Annotated in this window: 23 protein-coding genes; 6 read left to right on the top strand and 17 right to left on the bottom strand. The window is 45.9% G+C overall.

Translation table 11 applies throughout. The features are described from left to right. Positions 1 to 13 precede the first annotated feature (13 nt). The 9 genes from tssJ to pqqA all read right to left on the bottom strand — a co-directional run bounded on the left by tssJ (position 14) and on the right by pqqA (position 7,884). Positions 14 to 544, bottom strand: a complete 531-nt coding sequence (gene tssJ / locus DN062_RS06070) for a type VI secretion system lipoprotein TssJ (protein ID WP_112158420.1) — start codon at positions 542 to 544, stop codon at positions 14 to 16. Beyond that, on the bottom strand, positions 507 to 1,955 hold the full coding sequence (gene tagH, locus DN062_RS06065; protein WP_112158419.1) for a type VI secretion system-associated FHA domain protein TagH: 1,449 nt from the start codon (positions 1,953 to 1,955) through the stop codon (positions 507 to 509). Before tagH ends, tssJ begins: the two co-directional genes overlap by 38 nt. A 73-nt stretch (positions 1,956 to 2,028) precedes the next feature. After that, complete coding sequence (locus DN062_RS06060) at positions 2,029 to 2,571, bottom strand: OmpA family protein (protein WP_112158418.1); 543 nt, start codon at positions 2,569 to 2,571, stop codon at positions 2,029 to 2,031. Between the two features lie 152 nt (positions 2,572 to 2,723). Beyond that, positions 2,724 to 4,604 carry a S9 family peptidase gene (locus DN062_RS06055; RefSeq protein ID WP_112158417.1) on the bottom strand — a complete coding sequence of 627 codons (1,881 nt, stop codon included), beginning with the start codon at positions 4,602 to 4,604 and terminating at the stop codon, positions 2,724 to 2,726. Between the two features lie 3 nt (positions 4,605 to 4,607). Next, complete coding sequence (gene pqqE / locus DN062_RS06050) at positions 4,608 to 5,735, bottom strand: pyrroloquinoline quinone biosynthesis protein PqqE (protein WP_112158416.1); 1,128 nt, start codon at positions 5,733 to 5,735, stop codon at positions 4,608 to 4,610. Then, the gene (gene pqqD / locus DN062_RS06045; protein WP_112158415.1) at positions 5,728 to 5,994 is read right to left on the bottom strand and encodes a pyrroloquinoline quinone biosynthesis peptide chaperone PqqD; all 267 of its coding nucleotides are present in this window, start codon (positions 5,992 to 5,994) and stop codon (positions 5,728 to 5,730) included. Before pqqD ends, pqqE begins: the two co-directional genes overlap by 8 nt. Beyond that, positions 5,991 to 6,749 carry a pyrroloquinoline-quinone synthase PqqC gene (gene pqqC / locus DN062_RS06040; RefSeq protein ID WP_112158414.1) on the bottom strand — a complete coding sequence of 253 codons (759 nt, stop codon included), beginning with the start codon at positions 6,747 to 6,749 and terminating at the stop codon, positions 5,991 to 5,993. Before pqqC ends, pqqD begins: the two co-directional genes overlap by 4 nt. Before the next feature lie 78 nt (positions 6,750 to 6,827). Then, positions 6,828 to 7,748, bottom strand: a complete 921-nt coding sequence (gene pqqB / locus DN062_RS06035; RefSeq protein ID WP_112158413.1) for a pyrroloquinoline quinone biosynthesis protein PqqB — start codon at positions 7,746 to 7,748, stop codon at positions 6,828 to 6,830. A 64-nt stretch (positions 7,749 to 7,812) separates the two neighbouring features. Continuing rightward, positions 7,813 to 7,884 (bottom strand): pyrroloquinoline quinone precursor peptide PqqA, encoded by a 72-nt coding sequence (pqqA, locus tag DN062_RS06030; RefSeq protein ID WP_003243383.1) that lies wholly within the window; start codon positions 7,882 to 7,884, stop codon positions 7,813 to 7,815. Positions 7,885 to 8,192: 308 nt separating this feature from the next. Between pqqA and bfr (DN062_RS06025) the strand changes: the two genes are divergently transcribed. After that, positions 8,193 to 8,657, top strand: a complete 465-nt coding sequence (gene bfr, locus DN062_RS06025; RefSeq protein ID WP_112158412.1) for a bacterioferritin — start codon at positions 8,193 to 8,195, stop codon at positions 8,655 to 8,657. Between the two features lie 13 nt (positions 8,658 to 8,670). After that, entirely contained in the window at positions 8,671 to 9,138 is a 468-nt protein-coding gene (gene bfr / locus DN062_RS06020) for a bacterioferritin (RefSeq protein WP_112158411.1), read from the top strand. Positions 9,139 to 9,349: 211 nt separating this feature from the next. Here bfr (DN062_RS06020) and DN062_RS06015 read toward each other — a convergent pair whose 3' ends face one another. Genes DN062_RS06015 through DN062_RS06000 form a run of 4 tightly spaced genes read right to left on the bottom strand, consistent with a single transcriptional unit; the run spans position 9,350 to position 14,298 of the window. After that, the gene (locus DN062_RS06015) at positions 9,350 to 10,474 is read right to left on the bottom strand and encodes a DUF1513 domain-containing protein (protein WP_112158410.1); all 1,125 of its coding nucleotides are present in this window, start codon (positions 10,472 to 10,474) and stop codon (positions 9,350 to 9,352) included. After that, a complete protein-coding gene (locus tag DN062_RS06010) occupies positions 10,464 to 11,549 on the bottom strand; it encodes an imelysin family protein (protein ID WP_112158409.1) in 1,086 nt (361 codons plus the stop codon). Before DN062_RS06010 ends, DN062_RS06015 begins: the two co-directional genes overlap by 11 nt. 16 nt (positions 11,550 to 11,565) lie before the next feature. Then, positions 11,566 to 13,017, bottom strand: coding sequence for a di-heme oxidoreductase family protein (locus DN062_RS06005; protein ID WP_112158408.1), 1,452 nt, complete (start codon positions 13,015 to 13,017; stop codon positions 11,566 to 11,568). A gap of 12 nt (positions 13,018 to 13,029) precedes the next feature. Next, positions 13,030 to 14,298 (bottom strand): imelysin family protein, encoded by a 1,269-nt coding sequence (locus tag DN062_RS06000; RefSeq protein ID WP_112158407.1) that lies wholly within the window; start codon positions 14,296 to 14,298, stop codon positions 13,030 to 13,032. A gap of 163 nt (positions 14,299 to 14,461) precedes the next feature. Here DN062_RS06000 and DN062_RS05995 point away from each other — a divergent pair, with 163 nt between their 5' ends. Beyond that, positions 14,462 to 15,625, top strand: coding sequence for a cytochrome-c peroxidase (locus tag DN062_RS05995; RefSeq protein ID WP_239995718.1), 1,164 nt, complete (start codon positions 14,462 to 14,464; stop codon positions 15,623 to 15,625). 205 nt (positions 15,626 to 15,830) lie between these two features. Beyond that, positions 15,831 to 16,109, top strand: a complete 279-nt coding sequence (locus DN062_RS05990) for a hypothetical protein (RefSeq protein WP_112158405.1) — start codon at positions 15,831 to 15,833, stop codon at positions 16,107 to 16,109. Between the two features lie 241 nt (positions 16,110 to 16,350). On the opposite strand, the gene exaC is transcribed toward DN062_RS05990, so the two are convergent. The 3 genes from exaC to DN062_RS05975 form a co-directional block, all read right to left on the bottom strand. Next, the gene (exaC, locus tag DN062_RS05985) at positions 16,351 to 17,871 is read right to left on the bottom strand and encodes an acetaldehyde dehydrogenase ExaC (protein WP_112158404.1); all 1,521 of its coding nucleotides are present in this window, start codon (positions 17,869 to 17,871) and stop codon (positions 16,351 to 16,353) included. Between the two features lie 187 nt (positions 17,872 to 18,058). Then, entirely contained in the window at positions 18,059 to 18,721 is a 663-nt protein-coding gene (locus tag DN062_RS05980; RefSeq protein WP_112158403.1) for a fumarylacetoacetate hydrolase family protein, read from the bottom strand. Between the two features lie 24 nt (positions 18,722 to 18,745). After that, positions 18,746 to 19,939 carry an MFS transporter gene (locus tag DN062_RS05975; RefSeq protein ID WP_112158402.1) on the bottom strand — a complete coding sequence of 398 codons (1,194 nt, stop codon included), beginning with the start codon at positions 19,937 to 19,939 and terminating at the stop codon, positions 18,746 to 18,748. Between the two features lie 99 nt (positions 19,940 to 20,038). Between DN062_RS05975 and DN062_RS05970 the strand changes: the two genes are divergently transcribed. After that, positions 20,039 to 20,911, top strand: coding sequence for a LysR family transcriptional regulator (locus DN062_RS05970; RefSeq protein ID WP_112158401.1), 873 nt, complete (start codon positions 20,039 to 20,041; stop codon positions 20,909 to 20,911). A gap of 75 nt (positions 20,912 to 20,986) precedes the next feature. Further along, complete coding sequence (gene ppnP, locus DN062_RS05965; protein ID WP_112158400.1) at positions 20,987 to 21,268, top strand: pyrimidine/purine nucleoside phosphorylase; 282 nt, start codon at positions 20,987 to 20,989, stop codon at positions 21,266 to 21,268. Positions 21,269 to 21,274: 6 nt separating this feature from the next. On the opposite strand, the gene DN062_RS05960 is transcribed toward ppnP, so the two are convergent. After that, positions 21,275 to 22,912 (bottom strand): GGDEF domain-containing protein, encoded by a 1,638-nt coding sequence (locus DN062_RS05960; protein ID WP_112158399.1) that lies wholly within the window; start codon positions 22,910 to 22,912, stop codon positions 21,275 to 21,277. Between the last annotated feature and the right edge of the window lie 6 nt (positions 22,913 to 22,918).

The raw sequence follows: 22,918 nt of genomic DNA, 5'->3' as shown, positions 1-22,918 counted from the left end.
AAAATACTTCCCTTTATTTTTCAAAATAAACCTCAGTTCCATCAAGGTGAACGCGCAATTGAACCCGATTATTAAAACTCAAATACTTAGCAAGGAAGCCTCGGTTATCGCCTATTTGTACGACATCACGCCAAACTGCACGATCAATATCCTGAAAGGCAGCCACAATACCAACATAACGAATCACTTCGTTAATCTCGAAGCGAACAGGCATAACCTCACCCGGTCTCAACACAACAGACTTTTCTAAATCTGTCTTGCTTCGGGTATTCGACTGATGAAATTCAAAATAATCAGCTCGCTTAAATTCTCGGTCATTCGTCATTAGAAAAACCTGAACTTCGACGGGAAAAGATAAACCTGAATGATTGGGGTTAAGCTCGTTTGAAGCGATTAGTTCAATATCGACAAAAAACTTTCCCTCCTGTGAACTAACTACGCGCAACACCTCCATTGGACTACAGCCCGTTAGAGTAATAAGAATCATGGAAAATATAAGAAAATGCTTAACTGTCAGAGCTGATTTTTTTAAGCTGCTGCTCATACGCCATCCCAAACTCCTTGATGAAAAATCCTTGAATATCGTCACGCATACTCACTTTTAAATCCTCATAAAACTCTTTGTACTCCTGCCAGTGATTCACTTTTTTCAATCCAGGAACACCTGAAAAATGTCTAGGCTTTTGATTAAACCGTCCTTCAAGGAGTTCTGGGTTAATGCGCTCCATCAGTTTCATTAAGGCCTCTTGAACCCCAGACATCATGGCTAATTGATGCGCCTGAATATCTCTAAAACTATCGGAAACCGCTTGATCTCCACTTAAATAAGCTGAAGAGGAGGAAAACAAAGCAATATTGAGCGCCTCACGACCTGTTGGTGAAAATTTAAATGGATTATTGTCGGTTGGTTGTATCATCGTTTGTTGTAAACGAAACTCTCGCTTTACCATCGAGCGAGTTGCTAAGGTTTGAATCATCCCATTTGCAAAATACTTTATAAGAATGCCTAATCGATCCGCAACCTCTTGAGGATTTGTCACCAACGCAGGATCAATCCCTGCTGTGGATAATATTTGCGTCAATAGCGCATTATCGTCCTCAGTCAGAGAATGAAATACGGTTCCCTGAAAAGGCATCGGATCTTCTGAGTGATTAACAGCAACACTCTCAATCATTTCATTCTGTTTTGTCTGATCCAGCTCTTCTGTTACTGGCTGCTTTATCGGTGGCACTCTAACCAATTCATCTATAAGGAGGTCTTCTATCACGGTTTCTTGCAGTACCTGCTGTTCTAAGAGCGGCGACCCGAGCGCTAACGCTTCCACAACAGATTTTTCTATAATAGATTCCTCTATACTAGGCTCTTCTATAATAGAGTTTTCGCTTACAGGTTCTTCTATTAAGGATTCTTCTAACCAATTTTCCGGCAGGTGCATATGGGGCTCTGTAACGTTATATGTCTTCGAGCTCGCCAAACTCACTCGCTCTGGACTAATATGATCAGCCGCAAAAGAGGATGACACTTCAATTGCGCTGTCCACTGGAGTTTGACCCACTAACATTTCACTTAGCGCACTGCCTTGGGCTGACTCAGATAGGGGATTTATCATAGAGTCCGCTTTTCTGACCGTCGATTCATCAATCGAAGCGCGAATAGTATAATCGCCGATACGTATTAAAGTGCCGTTATTTAGAACAGCGCAGCGGCCTCGGCCAATTGGCGTTTCACTATGGTTCAAATAAACACCATTAGTGCTTAAATCCGAAATAATAAAACGATTATTTTTCAGATTGATAATACAGTGCTTACCCGATAGATATAGATTTTCATCTGGCAAGACCCAATGATTATCGACACCACGACCAATAGACAAAGGCTCTCCGTCTACAAAAACAACACTTTTGTTTTGTAATTCTGCTTGCTGCTTGCTGACGACACTCAGCTCCATCCGCATCTTGAACTCCTTTCAAGCTTCATTAGGACGCATTTTATCAAGAAGATATTGGGACTCTTTAAATCGAACTCAATTAAAAAGACACCATCAACTCTACCCGACGATTAGCAGCTCGCCCTTTTGCGGTTCGGTTATCCGCAATCGGATGGGCGGGGCCATAACCTGCTGTCGTCAGAAATGCTGGATTAAGCCCTTGCTCACGTAAAAAATCTGCAACCTGTTTAGCACGATTTTCAGACAAGACCTGGTTATATTCGGCATTGCCTAAATTATCAGTGTGCCCTATAACATTAATCCTGAGATTAGGGATAGGCATTAATACTTTACTTATATCAATCAATGCCGTCTGAAGCTCATGACTTAAGCGTGAACCATCAAAATTAAATGCTTGGATGTTTGAAAACTCTATTAATAAAGCCTCATCATCTGTTTTCTTAAGTTCTAGATGGGGAGATATCATCAGTGCATCAACAACAGAATCTAATACTTCAGTTGTTGTTTGTACCTGATCTGATTCTATATTTTGAGGGGTTTGCTGAGCTGGATTTGCAGAACAACCAGCCAATACAAAGCAGGTAAAACCAATCAATATGGCTTTTTTCGGATTAAATTCCATGTCTTTTCCTAATAACGTTTAAACTTCATTCCTGAGCGCAATCATTGCTGGAAGCTATGGTAAATAAATTTATCGCATAAATCTAGCGTTAAGTTGTTTAAAATCCCTATCACTAAATCAAGGATGCTGGATAATATCAAGATTATCAGCAGCTAAAACAGAAACCCCATATAAAACGCCAACTCCCGCTCCAAAACCTGTTGCTGATGCAAAGCCAATCGAAATCCATGCGCTTCATCCGCAAAGTAAATGGCCTCTACAGCCTTACCCGCTGCTTTGAGCGCTTCTACCATGGCATGGGTTTGTTCAGGCAACACGACGGGGTCTTGTAATCCTTGAAAGAAAATAACCCCCTCCGCTTGTAAGGCATGTGCAAGGTGGACAGGTGAACGCTCCGGTTGACTCATTTCCGACTCATCTCCCACCAACCAACTCAAGTAATGAGACTCAAATTTATGGGTATGCGCATGCAGAGGCAGCAGATCACTGACACCGTAGAGACTGGCACCCGCCTTAAAACGCGCAGAGTGAATCAGTGCCATCAGGGTGGTATAGCCGCCCGCACTTTGACCACGAATAAACAACGCTTCAGGGTGAGCCATACCCTTGGCCACGAGCTGATCAACCAAGTGCTCAACATCTTCAACCTCAGCCTGCCCCCAGCAACCCGCCAAGGTGCATCGAAATTCGCGTCCATAACCGCAGGATCCACGGTAATTAATATCGGCCACGGCAAAACCCGCCGATGTCCAGTATTGAACACGGGGGTTTAGCACGGGATAGGTTGCCGATGTCGGGCCACCATGTGTGAGCAGAATTAAAGGCGGTGCGCTCGGCTCCTGTGTCAGTTGTGAAGGCGGTGTGAGGGGCGGATAGTAAAAACTTTGCACGTCACAAGCGTTTGTGGTTTTGATCCAATACGGCAGAGGTAAGCTCACTGGATGTTCGGGCGTGTCCGCACCCACGATGATCTGCCAAGTCAATTCGACAAGATCCAATGCGACGACACCTGGATAACGATCCTCACTCTCTGCAACACAATACGCATGGGTTGAGCTTAGGCTCAGACTGCTTAGACGTGAAAAGGGCGAGGTGACCGAATGCTTAGCCTTCGTTTGTGCATCAAAACGCCAATAGCGACTGTAGCCTTGTTCCTGCACCAACGCATGGAGATGCCCTTGCTCATCCCACGCGTAGGTGCTCAAACCCAGTGCCCAAGGGGCGGTTGTAAACTCGACGGGCAGGATCTCATCCAGCAAAGGCGAAGCTTGGGGATAGCCCTGCTCTGTTTGCTTAAATACATACGGATTCCACCAGTTGTCAGGATCGCCCAACGCCACCAAGTCGCCCTTAGGTGAGAAGCGTGGCTGCAACCAACTGGCGTTATTGGCCACCTGAGTCTGAGTGGAAATGACAGGAAGGCCATCTTCCAATTGGATTGAATAAAGTTGCGTGGACAACCAAGGTTGATGCGGATGTTGCCATTCAATCCAGGCCAGCGTCTTGCCATCAGGACTCAAACGCGGGTAAGCATAGAAGTCGGCACCCTGCAGAATATCCAAAACGGCTCCAGTCGTGCAGTCAATCGAGACAATACTTTGTTGCGGCTCGGACGCTTCATCCACCGCCATCTCACAAACTGCCAGCAGACGTTGGTGTTGTGCATCATAGACAAGGTCAGCAAAGCGCCGCTGTGGCGTCGAGGTTAAAGGGACACTCACCTCAGGACTCGAAAGGATAGAATCGTCTGCGGGATAAGGGCTGATCCAAATTTGCTGATCCGCGGCATTGACCCAAGCAAAGGCATTATCCACCCTTGTCCAAGCCACGCCGCCATACTCATTGACTCGGCTGCGAACGCTCGCCTCTTCAGGGGTAATAGCGGCGATTCTACCGAGCTCACTCAGAAAAAGACGGTTACGACCCGTAATAGGGTTAAACTCCACCCATGCCACCCCCTGGGGCGTAGCTGAAACCGAATGGTATTCTTTAAAGCCCTGCACGACTTTCTCGGCTGAGGGCACGTTTTTCATGTATTACCCTTTTAAAAACACGCGGGAGTTACGTTCATTACGGAACGTCATCGCCGTTGCTGACACATCAGCTTCCGCCGCTAAGCGTGCCTCTAAAATAAGCGAATGATGCTCTGATTTAGAACAGACAGGATCCGCATTGTGCATATCCCCTGTCAACATATAGGCCTGACAACGGCAGCCGCCAAGGTCGTCATCCTGTTCATCACAACTGCGGCAGGGCTCCTTCATCCAGCCTTTACCACGGAAATAGTTAAACCCTTCAGAGTCATTCCAAATATGAGACAGACTATGATCTTTCACATTCGGGAAGGTCAAGGGCAGCATACGCGCACTGTGACAAGGCAAGGCAGTACCATCCGGTGTCACCGTTAAAAAGAGTTCACCCCAGCCGTTCATGCATTTTTTCGGGCGCTCCTCATAATAATCCGGCGTCACAAAAATAAGTTTGATCGGATGTCCTTGCGCCGCCAAACGCTCACGGTACTCGTTGGTGATCCGTTCAGCACGTTCCAATTGTGCGCGCGTCGGCAACAAGGCTTCACGGTTTTCAAAGGCCCAGCCATAATACTGGCAGGTCGCCAGCTCAACATAATCGGCCTCTAGCTCTACGCACAGCTCAATAATGCGGTCAATTTGATCGATATTATGGCGGTGTGTCACGAAATTCAGCACCATGGGATACCCCTGCGCTTTGACTTCGCGTGCCATTTTCAATTTTTGCGCAAAGGCTTTGGCCGAACCAGACAACATCTGGTTAACCTCTTCATCCGATGCCTGAAAGCTCACTTGAATATGGTCCAATCCTGCATCATGAAAATGCGCAATCCGCTGTGCATTCAAACCAATACCCGACGTAATTAAGTTGGTGTAATAGCCCAAGCGTCGTGCTTCTGCAATGAGGATTTCGAGGTCTTGACGCACCAAAGGCTCTCCACCGGAAAACCCCAATTGCGCCGCGCCCATCTTGCGCGCTTGTCTAAACACATCAATCCATTGTTCAGTGGTCAACTCTTGTCCAGCCGCTGCAAAATCAAGCGGATTGCTGCAATACGGACATTGTAAAGGGCATTTGTACGTGAGCTCAGCTAACAACCATAAGGGTTGGCGACGCTTGGCAGTTTCAAACATAGCGAATCCAGTTAAGAGTTTGCGCATGGACGAAGAAATCGTTTACATCTTGCTCCAACCCTTCAGCCTCCGGGTATTTTGTCAGCAATTCGGTTTGTATCTCCGTAATCGTTTTTTTGCCATCGACCCGCGTTAGAATTTCAGCCGCGCTGGCATTCAGTTGCACCATCCCTTCAGGGTAGAGCAGCACCCACGCGTCTTGTGCTTCTTCCCATTGCAGACGAAACATGCGATTGATGGCAGGAACGGCAGCGTTCATTTAAAAAGCCCTCGATGGTACACCCTTTGATCGGTGACAGTGTGATAGGGTGGACGGTCCAGTTCGTAGGCCATGGTCATGGCATCCAACATCGTCCAGAGAACATCCAGCTTGAACTGCAAGATTTCCAGCATACGAGACTGCTGCTCAGCCGTTTGGTAATAATCCAGTGTAATTTTTAAGCCTTGTTCGACATCACGGCGCGCTTCCGTCAGACGATTACGAAAGTAGGTATAGCCTTCTGCATTAATCCACGGGTAATGTGTTGGCCAAGCATCCAGCCGAGATTGGTGAATGTGCGGTGCAAATAACTCGGTTAAAGATGAACTTGCCGCTTCCTCCCAAGTGGCTCGGCGAGCAAAGTTAACATAAGCATCCACCGCAAAACGCACACCTGGTAAGACATGTTCTTCTGAGAGTATTTCCTCACGTGACAACCCTACTGCTTCACCTAGACGCAACCAAGCCTCAATTCCCCCTTCGGCACCGTCATAACCGTCGTGATCCAGAATTCGCTGTATCCAATGACGGCGCACGTCACGATCAGGGCAATTGGCCATAATGGCCGCGTCTTTAATCGGAATGCTGATTTGATAGTAAAAACGATTGGCCACCCAACCGCGGATTTGCTCGGGGGTCGCCCGCCCTTCATACATCGCTTTATGATAGGGATGATGTATATGGTAATAGGCACCTTTGTCACGGAGGGCCTGTTCAAATTCAGATCGACTCAAGGCTTTTTCTAAGGGCTTCATCTAGATCACCACCTCATCCTGTTGCATTCTGTTTTATCACTATCGGGACTCTCAATACCTGTTCTATCTCGTCCCGCTCTATAACTGCACCTGCATACCATCAAACGCGACTTCGATGCCTTTGGCATCTAACACGGCTCGCTCGGGTGAGTCTTCAATCAAGATAGGGTTGGTGTTGTTTATATGAATCAGTATCTTGCGGGGTTTAGTGAGCGGCTCTAAAAACTGAATCATGCCGCCATCACCGGACTGGGGTAAATGTCCCATATGCACGCCAAGCTTATCGCCAACGCCCATAAACGCCATTTCATCTTCACGCCAGAGGGTACCGTCGACCAGCAAGCAATCAGCTTCGGCCATCACCTGCGTCAGCGCAGCATCGATATCACGCAAACCTGGAGCGTAGAAAAGTGATTTTCCACTGCGTTTATCGCGGATCAAGACGGCTATATTGTCACCAGGGTGAGGGTCTAAGCGGTGCGGTGAATAAGGTGGTGCGCTCGATAGAATAGGAAGGGCAATTAACTCAAGATCCTCAATGCCAGCAATTTCAAACGGATTCGAAAATTGATCTACGGCAATGGGATGATGAACCAATCCGCCATTCCAATTGCTTAGCATCGTGAAAATGGGGAAACTTTTGCTTAAGTCTTTATGCACGCGATCAGTGCAATACACCTGATGTGGGCAACCTTCACGCAACATTAATAGCCCTGTGGTATGATCGATTTGGCTATCCATTAACACAATGGCATGAATACCTGTGTCGCGCACGGCACGTGCGGGTTGCATGGGGGCAAACGCGGAAAGCTGAGCGCGAATATCAGGTGAGGCGTTAAACAAAATCCAACGTTCGCCATCGGCACTTACGGCAATCGAGGATTGGGTTCGGGCCTGCGCCTTTAATGTTCCTTTACGGAATCCGTTGCAGTTCGAACAATTGCAGTTCCACTGCGGAAAGCCGCCGCCAGCCGCTGAACCTAGAATCTGGATATGCATTGTTATTATTATCTCATACTGAAGTGGTGCAAAAGCGACCCTCAACGAGGGCCGCCCCTAGCGCTTAGCGGTTTGCGAAGTACATAGTGACTTCAAACCCTATGCGCAGATCGGTATATGCAGGTTTAGTCCACATAATCGACTCCTTTTTGTTGTTATGGATGTCTTAATTGGCACCCTTTTGATAGTAGGATGATGCGGATGCTGACAACATGGTACTTTGGAACTAATTTCATTAGATGTTTGTCGGGATATATGGTCTTTTTCAATGCCAGAACGAAATCCATAACACGCCTGAAATGGCAACTGAACAAACGATGTTAATCACAACGATTAACATTCAGCTTTAATTTAAAAAACAATGACTTAGATCAATTTTTTGCATTTTATTGCAATTAGTTCTACACTGCTCTCGATGATTAATTCAAAAGACGGAACGCCAATATGAAAGGTGAAAAAGCGGTCATTCAGCAGCTCAATAAAGTGCTGACCTGCGAGCTGACCTCAATCAATCAGTTTTTTTTACACGCACGTATTTTTGGGAATTGGGGCTTCGAACAGCTGAACGAAAAAGCCTATAAAAAATCCATCAAAGATATGAAGCAAGCCGATAAGCTCATTGAGCGTATTTTGTTGCTTGAAGGTTTACCCAACTTACAGCATCTTGATCGTTTACGTATCGGCGAAAATCCGAAAGAAATGTTGGAAGCCGATCTAGGTTTTGTAACCGACGAGCTCACATTGTTGAAAGATGCCATTCTCGTGTGCGAAACCGCAGCGGACTATGTGAGCCGTGAACTCCTCGAAGATCTCCTCGAATACGAAGAAGAGTATCTCGATTGGCTCGAAACCCAGCTCCAGTTGATTGATTCACTGGGCACTGAAAACTATTTACAGTCGATGATGTAAGCGGAGGCATAGGATGAAAGGCAACGAAAAAGTAATCACAACACTGAACACCTTACTTGGCAGCGAGTTAGCCGCAATGGATCAGTACTTTGTGCACTCCAAAATGTATCAAGACTGGGGTTTGAACAAGCTGTATGAGCGTATTGCGCATGAGTTTGATGACGAGAAAGAGCATGCGAGCTTACTTATCGATCGTATTCTACTGCTCGGTGGCGCACCTGATTTATCAACGCGCGGACCTGTTCACATAGGCAAAGAAGTACCTGAAATGCTTCAGTACGATCTTAACCTTGAATATGAAGTCGGCGCACAGCTGAAAACGGCTATCAGTCTTTGCGAAAGTGTTCAGGATTACCAAACGCGCGATATGCTAATGGTACTCTTAAAAGATACTGAAGAAGATCACGCTCATTGGCTAGAGCAGCAACTCGGCCTGATCAGTAAAATTGGCTTACCAAATTATTTGCAATCGCAGATGTAATTATTTGATAAAAGTGTTGCAAATGATAATGATTAGCACTACTATAAAACCTCATTGACAGGTTGAACACGTGCTTAGGTACAAGTTCACGTGCGAAAGCACATTAGACCGTAGAGACGAACTCCACTCCGCCTCTACGGTTTTTTTTCGTCTAATACACGTCCAACAGCGGACTGTGTAGCCCCCCCTGTCCTAAACGAGACGCTTGCTCTTAGCCCCAGCGGCTCAAATGATTATCCCAGTGCATACTCATTGCTTCCTCTGACTGAATCAATTCACGGCGAAGATGAACAGCATCCACTCGATAGAGCCCGCCTGCACCACTGCTGACAATAAAGTGTCCGATTTGATTATCTGCTACCAAACCACAAGCATCGGCGATCGAAACACTTCCTTGAAAACGTCCTTCAGGCATTTTCCAAAAAGTGACTAAGCCCCCTTTAGGAGCAGACACGGCAGCAAAACCACCAGAAACATCAAAACACGCACTTCCGCCGTACTGCTTCAACTGACTATGGATGACTGGGGGGATATCGAAGACCCTTAATGGTTGAAAGGCTTGATGGCTGGCAATCAAGGGCATCTGATCGGCTGGATGTCCTTCGTACTGCATGGCGATAATCACCTGCCCAGATGGCGACACATCAATATGACGAATACCACTTTGATGAAACACCTCCTCCATTACGATGGTTTCAATCAACTCACCGCTGGCAAGATCTATGTAACTGAGTGAAGGCTGCATATCGTCGACATTCACGTTGACTCGACCTTCAGTCAAAATGCCGCCATTGGCCACCACCAACCGCTTTTGATCTGGGGCGATCTTGAGTTCATGAGGCCCAATCCCCCCAGATGACCAGTGTTGATGAACACTGAAGTCATTTTCAATATCACGAACCACAATACTGCCCATCGGCTGTTGATCCGATTGCTCGGTGGTAAGCAACCAACGACCGTCCTGTGTAATTTGAGCATGACCGCAGAATTGGTGATGCGCTTCGGCTCCTATACGCGCGACCTGCTGACCTGTTTCATAGTTAAGAACCTCCAACCAAGTTCCAGGACGTCGTGCCACTGCAAATAGCCAAGGCTTAAAAGGATGGACAATGACTTGATGGGCTCTGTCTGGCAACAAGTAGGTCAACAACGACTGACCTTGGCTTGAGAAGAGCGTTAAGCCCATATGGCCTTCAGCCGTTTTAACGGCCGATAGCAGCCGTATGGGCGCATGTATCTGCCCTAAGGCGAAAGACTCGGCCCTTAACATACTCGCCCTCCCTAACAAAGGAGCAACAAGCAACCATCCTAAAAGTTGTCGACGCTTAATCTCCATCACGGCTGTTAAATCCCAAACGTATGCCTAATACCTGCATCGCCCTGCCCTGCAAATCTTGCAGAGCGGATAGGTCATGAGCAATAGTCGACAGTGCCTCGAACTGTTCAAGGCTAACTTGAGTTTCTTGCACCTCTGGCAACGCATCAAGATTGGTGATTATCGATACAAAAGCATCGTCGATTTCCTGTGCCAATGACTTTTGCTCTTGCTCAATGAGTAAGTCCTTTACGCTAAAAGGTCCAATCAGACTGTAGAAATGATGCAAGGCTTTCACATTTACACGTAGATTCTCTATCGATTGCTCGCTGCGCCAAGACTCACTCCTTTGCCATCGGGTTTTATCCTGCGAGTCACCCAAGGGCGCTATAATTTTCTGCTCAAGAATGACTTGCACAGGTTCGACCCAAGACTTCATAAACAGCGTAGCGACTTCATCTGCTGTACGATAATGAGTATCTTCATTTAGCTGTAAAAGAGTTTGAGAATAAATCTTCCACTCGGATGAAATCTCATCCGCAGTTTTCGCAACCAATGTAGAAACACCTTGAATAAAACGACATTCTGGACGAGGCTCTTGAAACACAGACACACCCTCCTCAGTAAACAACACGCGCTCTATTACTGGAAATCCCTTCAAACTGATACCAACACTGCTAAAAAACGTATCATCAAAGACAGCCTCTGGATCAGCCAATGCTGCGCGTAGGTGATTCGGTGTGGTATTGCGTCTGTCTGGCCAATATTGTAGGGCATAGTTCCGCATAAAGAGCGTCACAGGACCAAAGCCTATATGTTGAACTGCCTGCCAATCCGACATGGCATGACGATAGGCCGTTTGAGCCAAGACCAAATTCGACTCTGTGGGCATTTGGCAAAATGCCTCTAGACTCTGCTGTAATTGCAGAGACGACTCAGCCATAGAGGCATAGCGTGGCATCACATGTTGATGAACGAGCGTTGCATTTACTGAACTCCAATCAGGCTCTTGCGCCATCACAGGTAAGAAACAGACAATTCCTAAATACCCTAGGGCACAAACCGAACGCCGAATCGCAGACTTGTATCGATTCATGATAAAGCTCTCATAGTTATAACGATTCTATAAACAGTAATAATGCTTCTCTTGAGGTCTTGTCCAAGGCCAAAAACCTATCTCGAACCATCTGTGCTTCGCCACCATGCCATAGAATGGCTTCGAGCACGTTTCGAGCTCGACCATCATGCAGCAAGTGTCGACTGCCATTGATTTCAGGCGCTAAACCTACTCCCCAAAGAGGAGGTGTTTTCCACTCCCGTCCTTTGGCATCAAACTCTGCGTGATCGTCAGCCAAACCATCTCCCATGTCGTGCAACAGCAGATCAGTGTAAGGCCAGATCGTCAAATCGGCCAAGCCTTCAGGGGCGCTAGAAGCGGTCTGATACGAAGGGCGGTGGCAAGCATGACAACCAACATCATAAAAAAGCTGGCGTCCCTGCCGATGCGTCTCATCGTCACTTTCAAGCCGGTCAACGACGGCAAGGTGACGTGTATAGGCTGTGAGAAGATCAACCATGGCGTTCGAGGCTTCGACTCCATCAAGATGTGGACTATTGCCATCTGGCATACCGAGGCATTGGCTCTGCGCTGGAGTGCAAGCCCCAAAACCTTCAGGAAAAAATGTTGACGAGATCCCTATGTCTTCAAATAAAGCGGCTGCATTTTGCTGATGCAAACTTGGATGCAGCGCTTTCCATCCGAAACGGCCAATCCGAGTTTGTTGATGCTGACGATCCCATACCCGATTCAAATGACCATTGATTCCCAGCTCCAGCCAAGCCTCTGAGGCTTCGTTCGCCAGCAAATCGTCTTCAGATATTGCTTCTAATAAACCCAATCCATGCATAGGGGGAGCAATGCGGGCAGACATGCGAACCCCGGTAGACAATTCGCCGTAACTTAATGACTCAATTGAATAAATCGGCTTTTGCAGAATGACCTCTTCTCCATCCGCAAAGAATACAGATAGTGGTTCATATGACACCTTCAACTGCCCTTCGGCGGGCAATCCTTGCACTGAAAAGTTCTGCAGTTGAGCGCCGTAGACTGGTTCAGGTATGAGCCCTAGTGTTTTATATTGTTCAGCGTGTGCAGGCGACATAGATTCAGGTTGAGGAACACTCAACCTTAACAGTAAAGAAACCGCTTTATCTTCATTTTGGTGAGTATCTGGTGTACGTCCTCGTCCATTTTGTAAATGACAGCCTGCACAGGAACGTGCATTAAATAGAGGACCTAAGCCATCACTGGCCGTGGTCGATGACGGTGAAGAGACCCATAATTTATTGAAAATACTGCGACCTAATGTCACGTCCATGCGTGCATCAAGGGGGAGCGTGGCCGAGAATTGTTGTAAAACACCTCGGCTCACAGCTCTAGATTGAGTGGCTTCGCCCCCGGGTCGTTGCTCCTCCGGCGAGGGGACCGGAATATCCTGAGCATTAAGATCAAGACCTTGAATGAACAACAATAGGCAGCCAAGCCAACTCCATCTAGATTTCATATTGATCGAATATTAAATAATGGAATCTGGATTATCCAAGCTATCCGATCCTTCAAGCTCAATGGTATCCAACTCAAGTGCACCAATTGCTGACTCAATTGAACGTGTCTGCGTCACGAGTGTATCCACCAGATTCTGTACGATAGCATTACCCTCTGTATTGCCAGCACCGATTAGGACATCGAAGGGTTGTCCAGCATAAGCTTTATCGACAATTGCTTGAGCAGCAGCCTGAGTTTGAGCCAGCTCTAATGTCAGTTGATTTACCAATACCGGTGATTTTTCCGTAAGCAAATCAGCCAATGAAGGACCTTCAACCACTGAGCCATCGATACGTGTGTACTGACCATGGAAAACGTTATTAATGCCCACCACATTGTAAAAATGTGAATAATGCGTATTGTCAGAGAAGCAATCATGCTCTTCTTCTGGATCATGCAGCATTAAGCCCAATTTAGTTCTTTCGCCTGCCAACTCACCGTAAGATAAACTTCCCATCCCAGTCAGAATAGTTGCCAATCCACCTTGCTCACCCTTTTCTAACAGTGCTTGTCGAGCATCGCCTTCAGGCGTCCAGTGCTCAGCCATTTCTTCCAAATCACTGATCAGTAGATCAGTGACAACGGATAGATATTGGCGACGGCGATCACAGTTTCCGCCCGTGCACTCGTCCAAGCTGAAGTCTGTCGCTGGACGCTCACCCGAACCCGGTTCAGTGCCGTAAAGATCCTGACCCCAAAGTAAAAACTCAATAGCGTGGTAACCAATGGCAACATTCGCTTCAACATCGTCAATCTCATGCAGGGTATCGCTTAAAAGCTCTGCTGTGATTTCTGACGCATCTACATCTTGGTTACCCAACACCAGCGTTTGATTGGCAATGATATTGGCTGCGTAGAAGGGGTTTTCGTCAGACTCTTCGCCGTAATGCTCAACACTGACATAGTCGATTAAGCCTTCATCTAGCGGCCAAGCATTGACACGCCCTTCCCACTCATCGACTATTTCATTACCAAAGCGATACACTTCCGTTTGCATGTAGGGAACACGCGCATCGCGCCAAGCCTGCCGCGCCGCCTCTAAATTCGCCTCGGTTGGACTTTCCAACAGAGCGTCTATTTTGGCTTTTAGCTGTATGGCACTTGCGACTGAGTCACTGTACGCTGCCTCAGCTATATTGGCATAGGTGGTAAGCACTTGGGCTGGTGTGGTAGCAAATACACTAGAAGCGCCTAAGCCTAGCGCCATTCCCACCAAAACGCCTGATAACCGCTTGTTCATTGCAAACTCCATCTGATGAATTAAGATGCAGAATAATATAATTGATAGTCATTATCATTACAATTATTTATTATATCTAGATTAATTGACCCCGATCAATGTTACATGGCTCAATTACTCGTTAGGCTTCATATTCTCATCTCGACTGGATAAGGATTCACTCGTGAAATACATCCTCATACAAATGCTGAAAACTGCTTTTATAGGCTTGTTATTGGGTATGTCATTTCAAGTAAGCGCACAGCCCTTTGATACTGCAAAAGCAGAACTCGGACAGAGATTATTTTTTGATACCAATTTATCGCACAACCGCACCCAGTCCTGCGCAACTTGTCACGCACCGTCAGCTGCCTTTGCAGATTCACGCCCAAACCGTGTCGATTCAGCAGCGTCCCTTGGCGATGATGAACAGTCGTTTGGTGACCGAAATACACCAATGATCACGTATGCAGCTCAGACTCCCGATTTCCATCAAAATGCGCAAGGAATCTATGCAGGTGGTTTTTTTTGGGATGGACGTGCGGCCAACTTAGCGGAGCAAGCGAAAGGTCCGCCTTTAAATCCAATTGAAATGGGAATGAGCGATGAAGAGTCAGTCATTGAACGGATATTGGAAAATCCAATCTACCCACCCCTTTTCAAAGGGCTTTATGGTGAGTCAATATTTCTGGATACACAGGCCGCCTACAATGCCATGGCTGATGCCCTTGCTCATTTCGAGAGAACTGAGCTATTTAATCCGTTTGATTCCAAATATGACCGCTATCTTCAAGGAAACGCTGAATTAACCCCTGAAGAAGAGCTGGGTATGACGCTGTTCTTTTCGCAACAATTCACCAATTGCAATCTGTGCCATCAGCTCAACCCTTTGCCAGGCCGTGAAAACGAAGTGTTTAGCAATTTCGAATATCACAATATTGGTGTCCCTGTAAACACTAAGCTGCGACAAATCAATGGTGTTACGGATAAGGACGTCGGACTCTTTGCTCATCCGGGAGTGGATGACCCATCCAGTATTGGAAAATTCAAAACGCCAAGCCTACGTAATGTTGCCGTCACTCGGCCCTATATGCATAACGGTGTTTTTCAGGACTTACGCACGGTCATCCTTTTCTATAATCAATACAATTCGCGAAGCGCCAAAATGCGCATCAATCCAGAAACGGGCTTAGAATGGGACCTGCCCGAAGTTCCTGAAAATATTTCATTAACCGAACTGCAAACAGGTCCTGCACTCGATGATAAGCGTGTGGATGCATTAGTTGCTTTTCTCAAGACCTTAACAGATGCTCGCTTTGAGCATTTACTTCACGACAGCACACACTAATCAAGCAAATGGCTCCATCCTACCCAGTCTTTACCATTACGGCCAAGGCTGGGTAATCAATCTCTTAGCTCACCTCTCCTACTTAATAAATCCTCATCTCAATAATTCTTGAGTCTTTTACACAGTTTTTTGCGAATAATGTTGCAGTGCAACATGTATGAGCTATAATGGATTCAACTTAAGTCTACTTTACAGGGCTATGACTATGCTAAATTCCAGTGAAATGGCCATTCTTGTGGCCCTAAAACGTCTCGGTAAGCGTGAAGGTATTTTCCCACCGATCATGCTGACACTTAAAAATCAGTTTGAAGACATGGAGTACAATGTTTTCTTCCAACACGTGATGAGTCTTCAAGATAAAGGCTACCTCAAAGTGGCTAGCGGGAAAGCACGTGGCCTTTTTATTTCGAAAGAAGGCTTCGCATTGGCTGAAGCGCTTGAGCAAGAACACATCCCGATGGCTCGTCTTGTCACACTCGTTTAATGGCGTTCTGATTGAACCAAATTTAGTCTGATCGCGCCTCTAAATACTAGAGGTGCTCATTTATTGGGCCAATTCAAAGATCATGCAGGTTGAAGGTGGCAAAAAAATACCCCCTGCTTTACAGCAGGGGGATATAAGGGATGCTTGGCAAAGCAAAGCATGCGGCCGCCAGTGCAAACGACCATGGGGTGGGCGTATCTCTACGCCCGGTTCAACAGACAGAGCAGATTCATCAATTAAATCAGAAGAAACCCAATGGATTGATATCGTAGCTCACCAACATATTTTTGGTTTGCTGATAATGATCCAACATCATCTTGTGGGTTTCACGTCCAACACCTGACTTCTTGTAACCACCGAACGCCGCATGAGCTGGGTAATGGTGGTAGCAGTTAGTCCAGACACGACCGGCTTCAATACCACGTCCCATCCGATACGCAAGGTTCATATCACGCGTCCAAACACCAGCGCCCAAGCCAAACTCGGAATCATTGGCAATCGCGAGTGCTTCAGCTTCATCTTTGAAGGTAGTGACCGACACCACTGGACCAAAAATTTCTTCTTGGAACACGCGCATTTTGTTATGACCTTTAATCAAGGTCGGCTGAATGTAGTAACCGTTATTCAAGCCAGTATCAAGCTGTTCTTTATCGCCACCGATGAGGATTTCAGCCCCTTCGTTTCGACCAATATCGAAGTAACCCATGATTTTCGTAAACTGTTCTTCAGAGGCTTGAGCACCGACCATGACTTCAGTATCAAGAGGGTTACCACGCTTGATTTGCTTGGTACGTTCAATAACTAGATTAATAAAGTCATCGTAGATATCTTCTTGAATCAACAAACGCGATGGGCAAGTACACACCTCACCTTGGTTGAAGAACGCCAACACAACCCCTTCGACACACTTGCTGAGGAAGTTATCTTCAAAGTTCATGACATCCTTGAAGAAGATGTTCGGTGACTTACCGCCCAACTCAACGGTAGAAGGTATAATGTTTTCAGCGGCACATTTCATGATGTGCGCACCGACTGGCGTTGAGCCAGTGAATGCAATTTTAGCGATGCGCTTGCTGGTGGCTAGAGCTTGACCTGCTTCAGCACCAAAACCATTCACGATGTTCAAAACACCAGCCGGTAGCAAATCTTCGATCAATTCCATAAATTTAAGAACAGACCAAGGCGTCTGTTCAGCAGGCTTGAGAATAATGCAGTTACCAGCAGCTAAGGCTGGTGCAAGCTTCCAAGCAGCCATTAGCAGCGGGAAGTTCCAAGGAATAATTTGCCCCACAACTCCTAAAGGCTCGTGGAAGTGATACGCCACTGTATTGTTGTCAATTTCACCAATACTGCCTTCTTGCGCACGAATGCAGCCTGCGTAGTATCGAAAATGGTCAACGGCAAGAGGCACATCGGCATTTAAGGTTTCACGCACAGCCTTACCATTATCCCAAGTTTCAGCAACTGCAATTGACTCAAGATTTTGCTCTAAGCGATCCGCAATTTTCAGTAACAGATTTGAACGATGGGTAACGGATGTCTTGCCCCATGCTTCTTTAGCTGCGTGAGCTGCATCTAAGGCTAACTCTATGTCTTCAGCGCTAGAGCGTGGAATTTCGCAGAAGGCTTCGCCGGTCACAGGAGAGATGTTTTTGAAATACTCACCTTTAACAGGAGCAGTCCATTGTCCACCAATGAAGTTTTCATAACGTGGTTTTAAGGTAGTTACTGAGCCTTCAAGCCCTGGCTGTATATAGATCATGATAGAAGCCTCTTGTTTTTATTGAATTGACTGACGAGGAATGACTCCGCTTTGGAATCACATTAGGGTATTTCCAGATCAGTCGTTTACTTTCAGGCTTCATAATAGACGTTAATTCGCCACCCTGCGTATTATGCAAAGGCAGCGATATTTTACGCCTTTAGTACTGATTTACATTGGGCCATCATTAGACGACTTGTGTCTCAATCTGAATCAAGTTAGATACGCTCACTTGCAGCCGATCACCCGATGCTAGACGTCCAACACCTGCAGGCGTCCCAGTTAGGACAATATCTCCAGGCAATAAGGTAAACCATTCGCTAATATGCGACAACAGGGCTGGCACAGACATCAACATGTGCGACGTATTACCCTGCTGTCGCACTTCATCATTAATAATCAGTTTCAACTCTAAATTCGCAAGATCCACATCCGCCGTCATAGGTACCCACTCAGACACAGGGCAACTGGCATCAAAGGCTTTTGCTTTCTCCCAAGGCAAGCCTTTCTCTTTTAGCTTGGACTGGAGATCTCGCAGAGTTAGATCCAACGCCACACCTACGCCTGCAATCGCATCAAACGCCTCTTCCGGTTTAGCCTGAGTTAAAGGCGCACCAATCAAAACCATCAACTCTGTTTCATAGTGAACATCGCCCTTATCACCCGCCAGCTCAACAGGTGCGCTCAGATCCGCTAAAGCCGTGGATGGCTTGATGAAAAGCAGAGGCTCAGTCGGCACGGGATTATTCAACTCTTTTGCATGCTCAGCATAGTTACGCCCAACACAGACGATTTTTCCAACGGGTAAATCCGACGCTTGAGCACCCACAAAATGATGTTTGTATTGCATGCAAAGCTCCTCAAAGAAAAAAGTTTAGTGAGAAAAAGTCTCTTTTCGTTGCCAATATAACAGGATTAATGAGCAGATAAGAGTCAAGATAAATACGATCATTGAACCCAGCACAACACCAGACCAGCCCTGAGCCTGCCAGAAAGGATACAAGTAATAGCCCCCCGCACTGGCGCCCACATAATAGAAGACCAAATACAAGGCCGAAGCACTGGCTCTGGCCGTTTGCGCATGACGACTTACCCAACTGCTGGCCACTGAATGAGTGAAGAAAAAACCAAAGCTATTAATGAAAAACCCCAGAACAATTGCCCACAAAGAGTCATGCAGAGTCAACAGGGTTCCTAACATCAAAATCAGGATGCCTAAGCTCATGCAAAGAGGAGACGAAAATCTTTGAGCAATGCGCCCCGAAATCATAGAGCCTGCAGTACCCGTTAAATAGGTTAAAAATAACAAACCCAAAATACTGGCGGGTAAGGCATAAGGCGGCTCAGCTAGGACAAAGGTAATGTAGGTGTACTGATTCAAAAATATAAAAAAGTTTAACCCTCCGATAATATAGGCAATCAATAACTTTGGATTGGAGACATGAAGCGCTAAGTCTTTAAGCATACCCAGCAAACTAAATGCCTTAGGCTTAAAATGTTGTGAGGGCGGTAATAGCCAAGCGACGAGTGCAATACAACAACAACTTAAACAAGTGAGCATCAGAAATACAGCAGGCCAGCCTAACCAATCTCCGATAATCCCACCGAGAATACGGCCACTGACCCCTCCTAACGAATTTCCCGCAATATACAAACCCACTGCCGTCATCATGGCCTTAGGTGTGAACTCATCACCCATATACGCGATGGCAACTGCAGGCACTCCGGCTAGAAAAAAGCCCTGTATCGCTCTTAACCAAAACAGCGATGTGTAATCCCTCGCGAAGAACAACAACACCGAAACCAACATCACGCCGATAAGGGTAAATAGAATAATGCTGCGACGACCAATCACATCCGAAAGTGGGCCATAAAAAAGCAAGGAAAGACCCAACACCAGTGTTGCGATGGTATAGGTACGAGAGACGGCCAACTCGGACAACTCTAGACTGGTTGCGACCAAAGGCAATAAAGGCTGCATGCCATGCAGATTCGCAAACACCATGAATGACGCTATACACAAAGCCAAGGTGGCTCGCCAAAATTGTGGGCTGGTGGTTTCGATCATCTGCGTGTCCAAAAGGAATGAATTGAGATTTGAATCTTAACAGGGGATAATGCATCATAAAAATATATACTACTTATGAAAACCATAATATAAACTTATATGAACTTAAAACATTTACGTTATTTTGTAAAAGTTGCCGAGCTTGGAAGTTTTACGGCCGCAGCCGAGCAACTTCACTTAGCACAACCTGCCGTCAGCATGGCCATTCAAAAATTGGAGCGCAGCCTATCCGTCCAACTCTTTCATCGTCATGAACGACAAATCAGTCTCACGGATGAGGGGCATGAACTGCTGATCTTGGCAAAGCGCATTATTATGAGCGCTGATGAAGCAACACTGGCGATGAAAGAACTCAGTGGATTGCAGCGTGGCGAGGTTCGAATTGGCATACCAGGCATGCTGGGGTCCTATTATTTTCCTCCCATTTTAATGGCCTTTCGGCATGAGCACCCAGCCTTACAACTTTCGGTAATTGAAGCTGGCACTCGTAAGCTACAGCAAATGCTTATTAATGGCGAAATCGATATTGGCGTGATAGTGGAAGACAGTCCTTCAATAGAGTTAGACACCCTGCCCTTCTTGCGGGAGCAAATGATGGTCGTTATGGCATCAGACCATCCCTTGGCAACGAAAGCATCTATCGATATAGAAGATCTTGCTGAAGAAGAGTTGGTACTGTTTAAACAAGGGTATTTTCATCGCGAAGTGATCGATAAGCTTTTACTTCAACACGGAATCAAACCCCACATTGGCTTTGAGACCAATTTAATTCCGTTAATAAAGCAGATCGTTAAACAAGGTTTTGGCATTTCAACCTTGCTTGAAATGGTGATTAAGGACGAGCCTGCATTGATCGCTCGTCCCTTTAGTGAACCCGTCCTTCTAGATTTATGCATTGCTTGGCGTAAAAATGGTTACCTTTCTAAAGCCAACCGCTGCTTTATTGATTTTGTTGCAGCTCAAAAAACTTAGCCGTTAGATTGGAGGTTTGGCAAAAGAGGATTATGATAGTCTCCTATTTTTTATATTAGGTATCTGGAGCCAAGCATGTTAAGTGTAAATCAATATTTTGATGGTAATGTAATGTCGATTGGGTTTAGTTCTAACGAAGGCCCAGTGACTTCAGGTGTAATGGCACCAGGTGAATACACCTTTGGCACCAGTCAAGATGAATTAATGAAAGTCGTGCACGGTGAGTTAGTGGTTAAACTACCAGGAAGTGATTCTTGGCAAGCCTTTCCGGCTGGCACAGAGTTTTCAGTTGCGGCCAACCAATCTTTTGATTTGAAAGTTGCAACAGCAACCGCTTATCTCTGCTACTACAGCTAAGCAATACTAAGGATTGGCAGGATTAACCAGGGCCAATCCCATTGAGGTCTCGCGCAGTACAACTCGATTACGCCCTTCGGCTTTGGCTTGATACAGCGCTTGATCTGCCTCTTTAATCACACTATCAACTTTTAAAGCCCCTCCTGATCCACGACAGCTAATACCAATACTAACAGTAATATGCTTAGCAATTTTACTGGTTTTATGTTCAATATGAAGCGCTTCAATCGCCTGTAAAATTCTCTGTGCAACCTGCTGTGCTGCCTTGCTGTCAGTATCTTGCAGAATACAAATGAACTCCTCACCACCATATCTCGCCACAAAGTCTTGCTTGCGAGTTACCGTATACTGCAAGACCTTAGCAATTTTCCTTAGACATTCATCACCAGCTTGATGACCATAAAAATCGTTGTAGTTTTTAAAATAATCGACATCAATCATTAAGATGCATAAGGGGGAATCTAAGGCTACGGATAGTTCTATATCGTGTTTCAATGCTTCATCAAAGGCGCGCCGATTTCCAATCCCCGTTAAAGCATCCGTTAAGGATAGTTTTTCAACTTTTTCATTATGCTCTTTGGCTTTTAATGCGTAGTAGTTAAACGCTCCGGCAAGGTCGGCTATCTCGTCATTTCCGTCTATCTGAATAACGTGAGGCTGCCCCCCCACTTGCGCTAACACTCTATTTTTCAAATGGGCTAGTCGATTAAGTACACGAACCTTTAAAAAAACAATACTGACAATAATGAAGCAAAAGGCTACAGAATAAACCAATAAAAAAACTCGAGCATCTTTCTCGGCATCTTGAGTATTAAGGGTAATATGACCGCGTAAACTCTGTTGCAAGACCAACATTTCATAATCTGTCTCTTTGATAAAGTCGGAGACTAGGCTTCGAATAAAGTTCGTTCGACCTGCCACCCGTCCTGCAACACGTAACTGCTCCGTACGCAAGGCTATGACGCCATTATCAGCCAGCAATAAATGATTAAGTGTTAGAGTATAGGTTTCGGCTAATTTATGTACACTCGGATCCAGTCCCTCAATAAGCTGATATTGCTCATTCAACATAGCTGAAAGCTGGACTCTCATATTTCGCAGATCCTGCAAGCCCGTCAAACCTAAGCTTCTGTTCGCTTGTGTGACAACAGAAGAAAAATGCATCAACCAAATTGATAAATCAGATGAGCCATTAGCCAAGCTCAATGCTTCTGCATGATAGCGATAAAGTTCTGTTTCATACTGCTGAATAATGACGGCAAGGTTAAGCTTATGTTGAACTAAGGCATTTAAGTTTGCTAACTCATCAACAATAAGCTGGAACTTAACCTCTAAATTAGCCTGTTTGCTATCAAGTAAATGCTGTTCAATACGAGCAGATACATTCAAAATTTCCTGGTTCACAATTCGACGCATTGCCTGGCTATTTGCCTGTGCTAACTGTTCATTTAAATAAGGGATCTCTAGAATCCCCATATTTAATATCATCGCGTTATGCATGTTTGGCAACGCCGTTTGACCTATGTCAGACAATAGCGCTGTTGTTTTCTCTGAGCGATCATAAGACATCCAAGCGAGCAAACTAAATAAAAACAAGAAGCCCGATAAAGCACCAAGGATAATGATCGAAATAGGTTGTCTCATAGGCAG

The organism is Nitrincola tibetensis, from assembly GCF_003284585.1.
Taxonomy (GTDB): Bacteria; Pseudomonadota; Gammaproteobacteria; order Pseudomonadales; family Balneatricaceae; genus Nitrincola; species Nitrincola tibetensis.
Note: the sequence above shows the minus strand (reverse complement) of the source record. Positions and strands in the feature narration are given on the sequence as shown.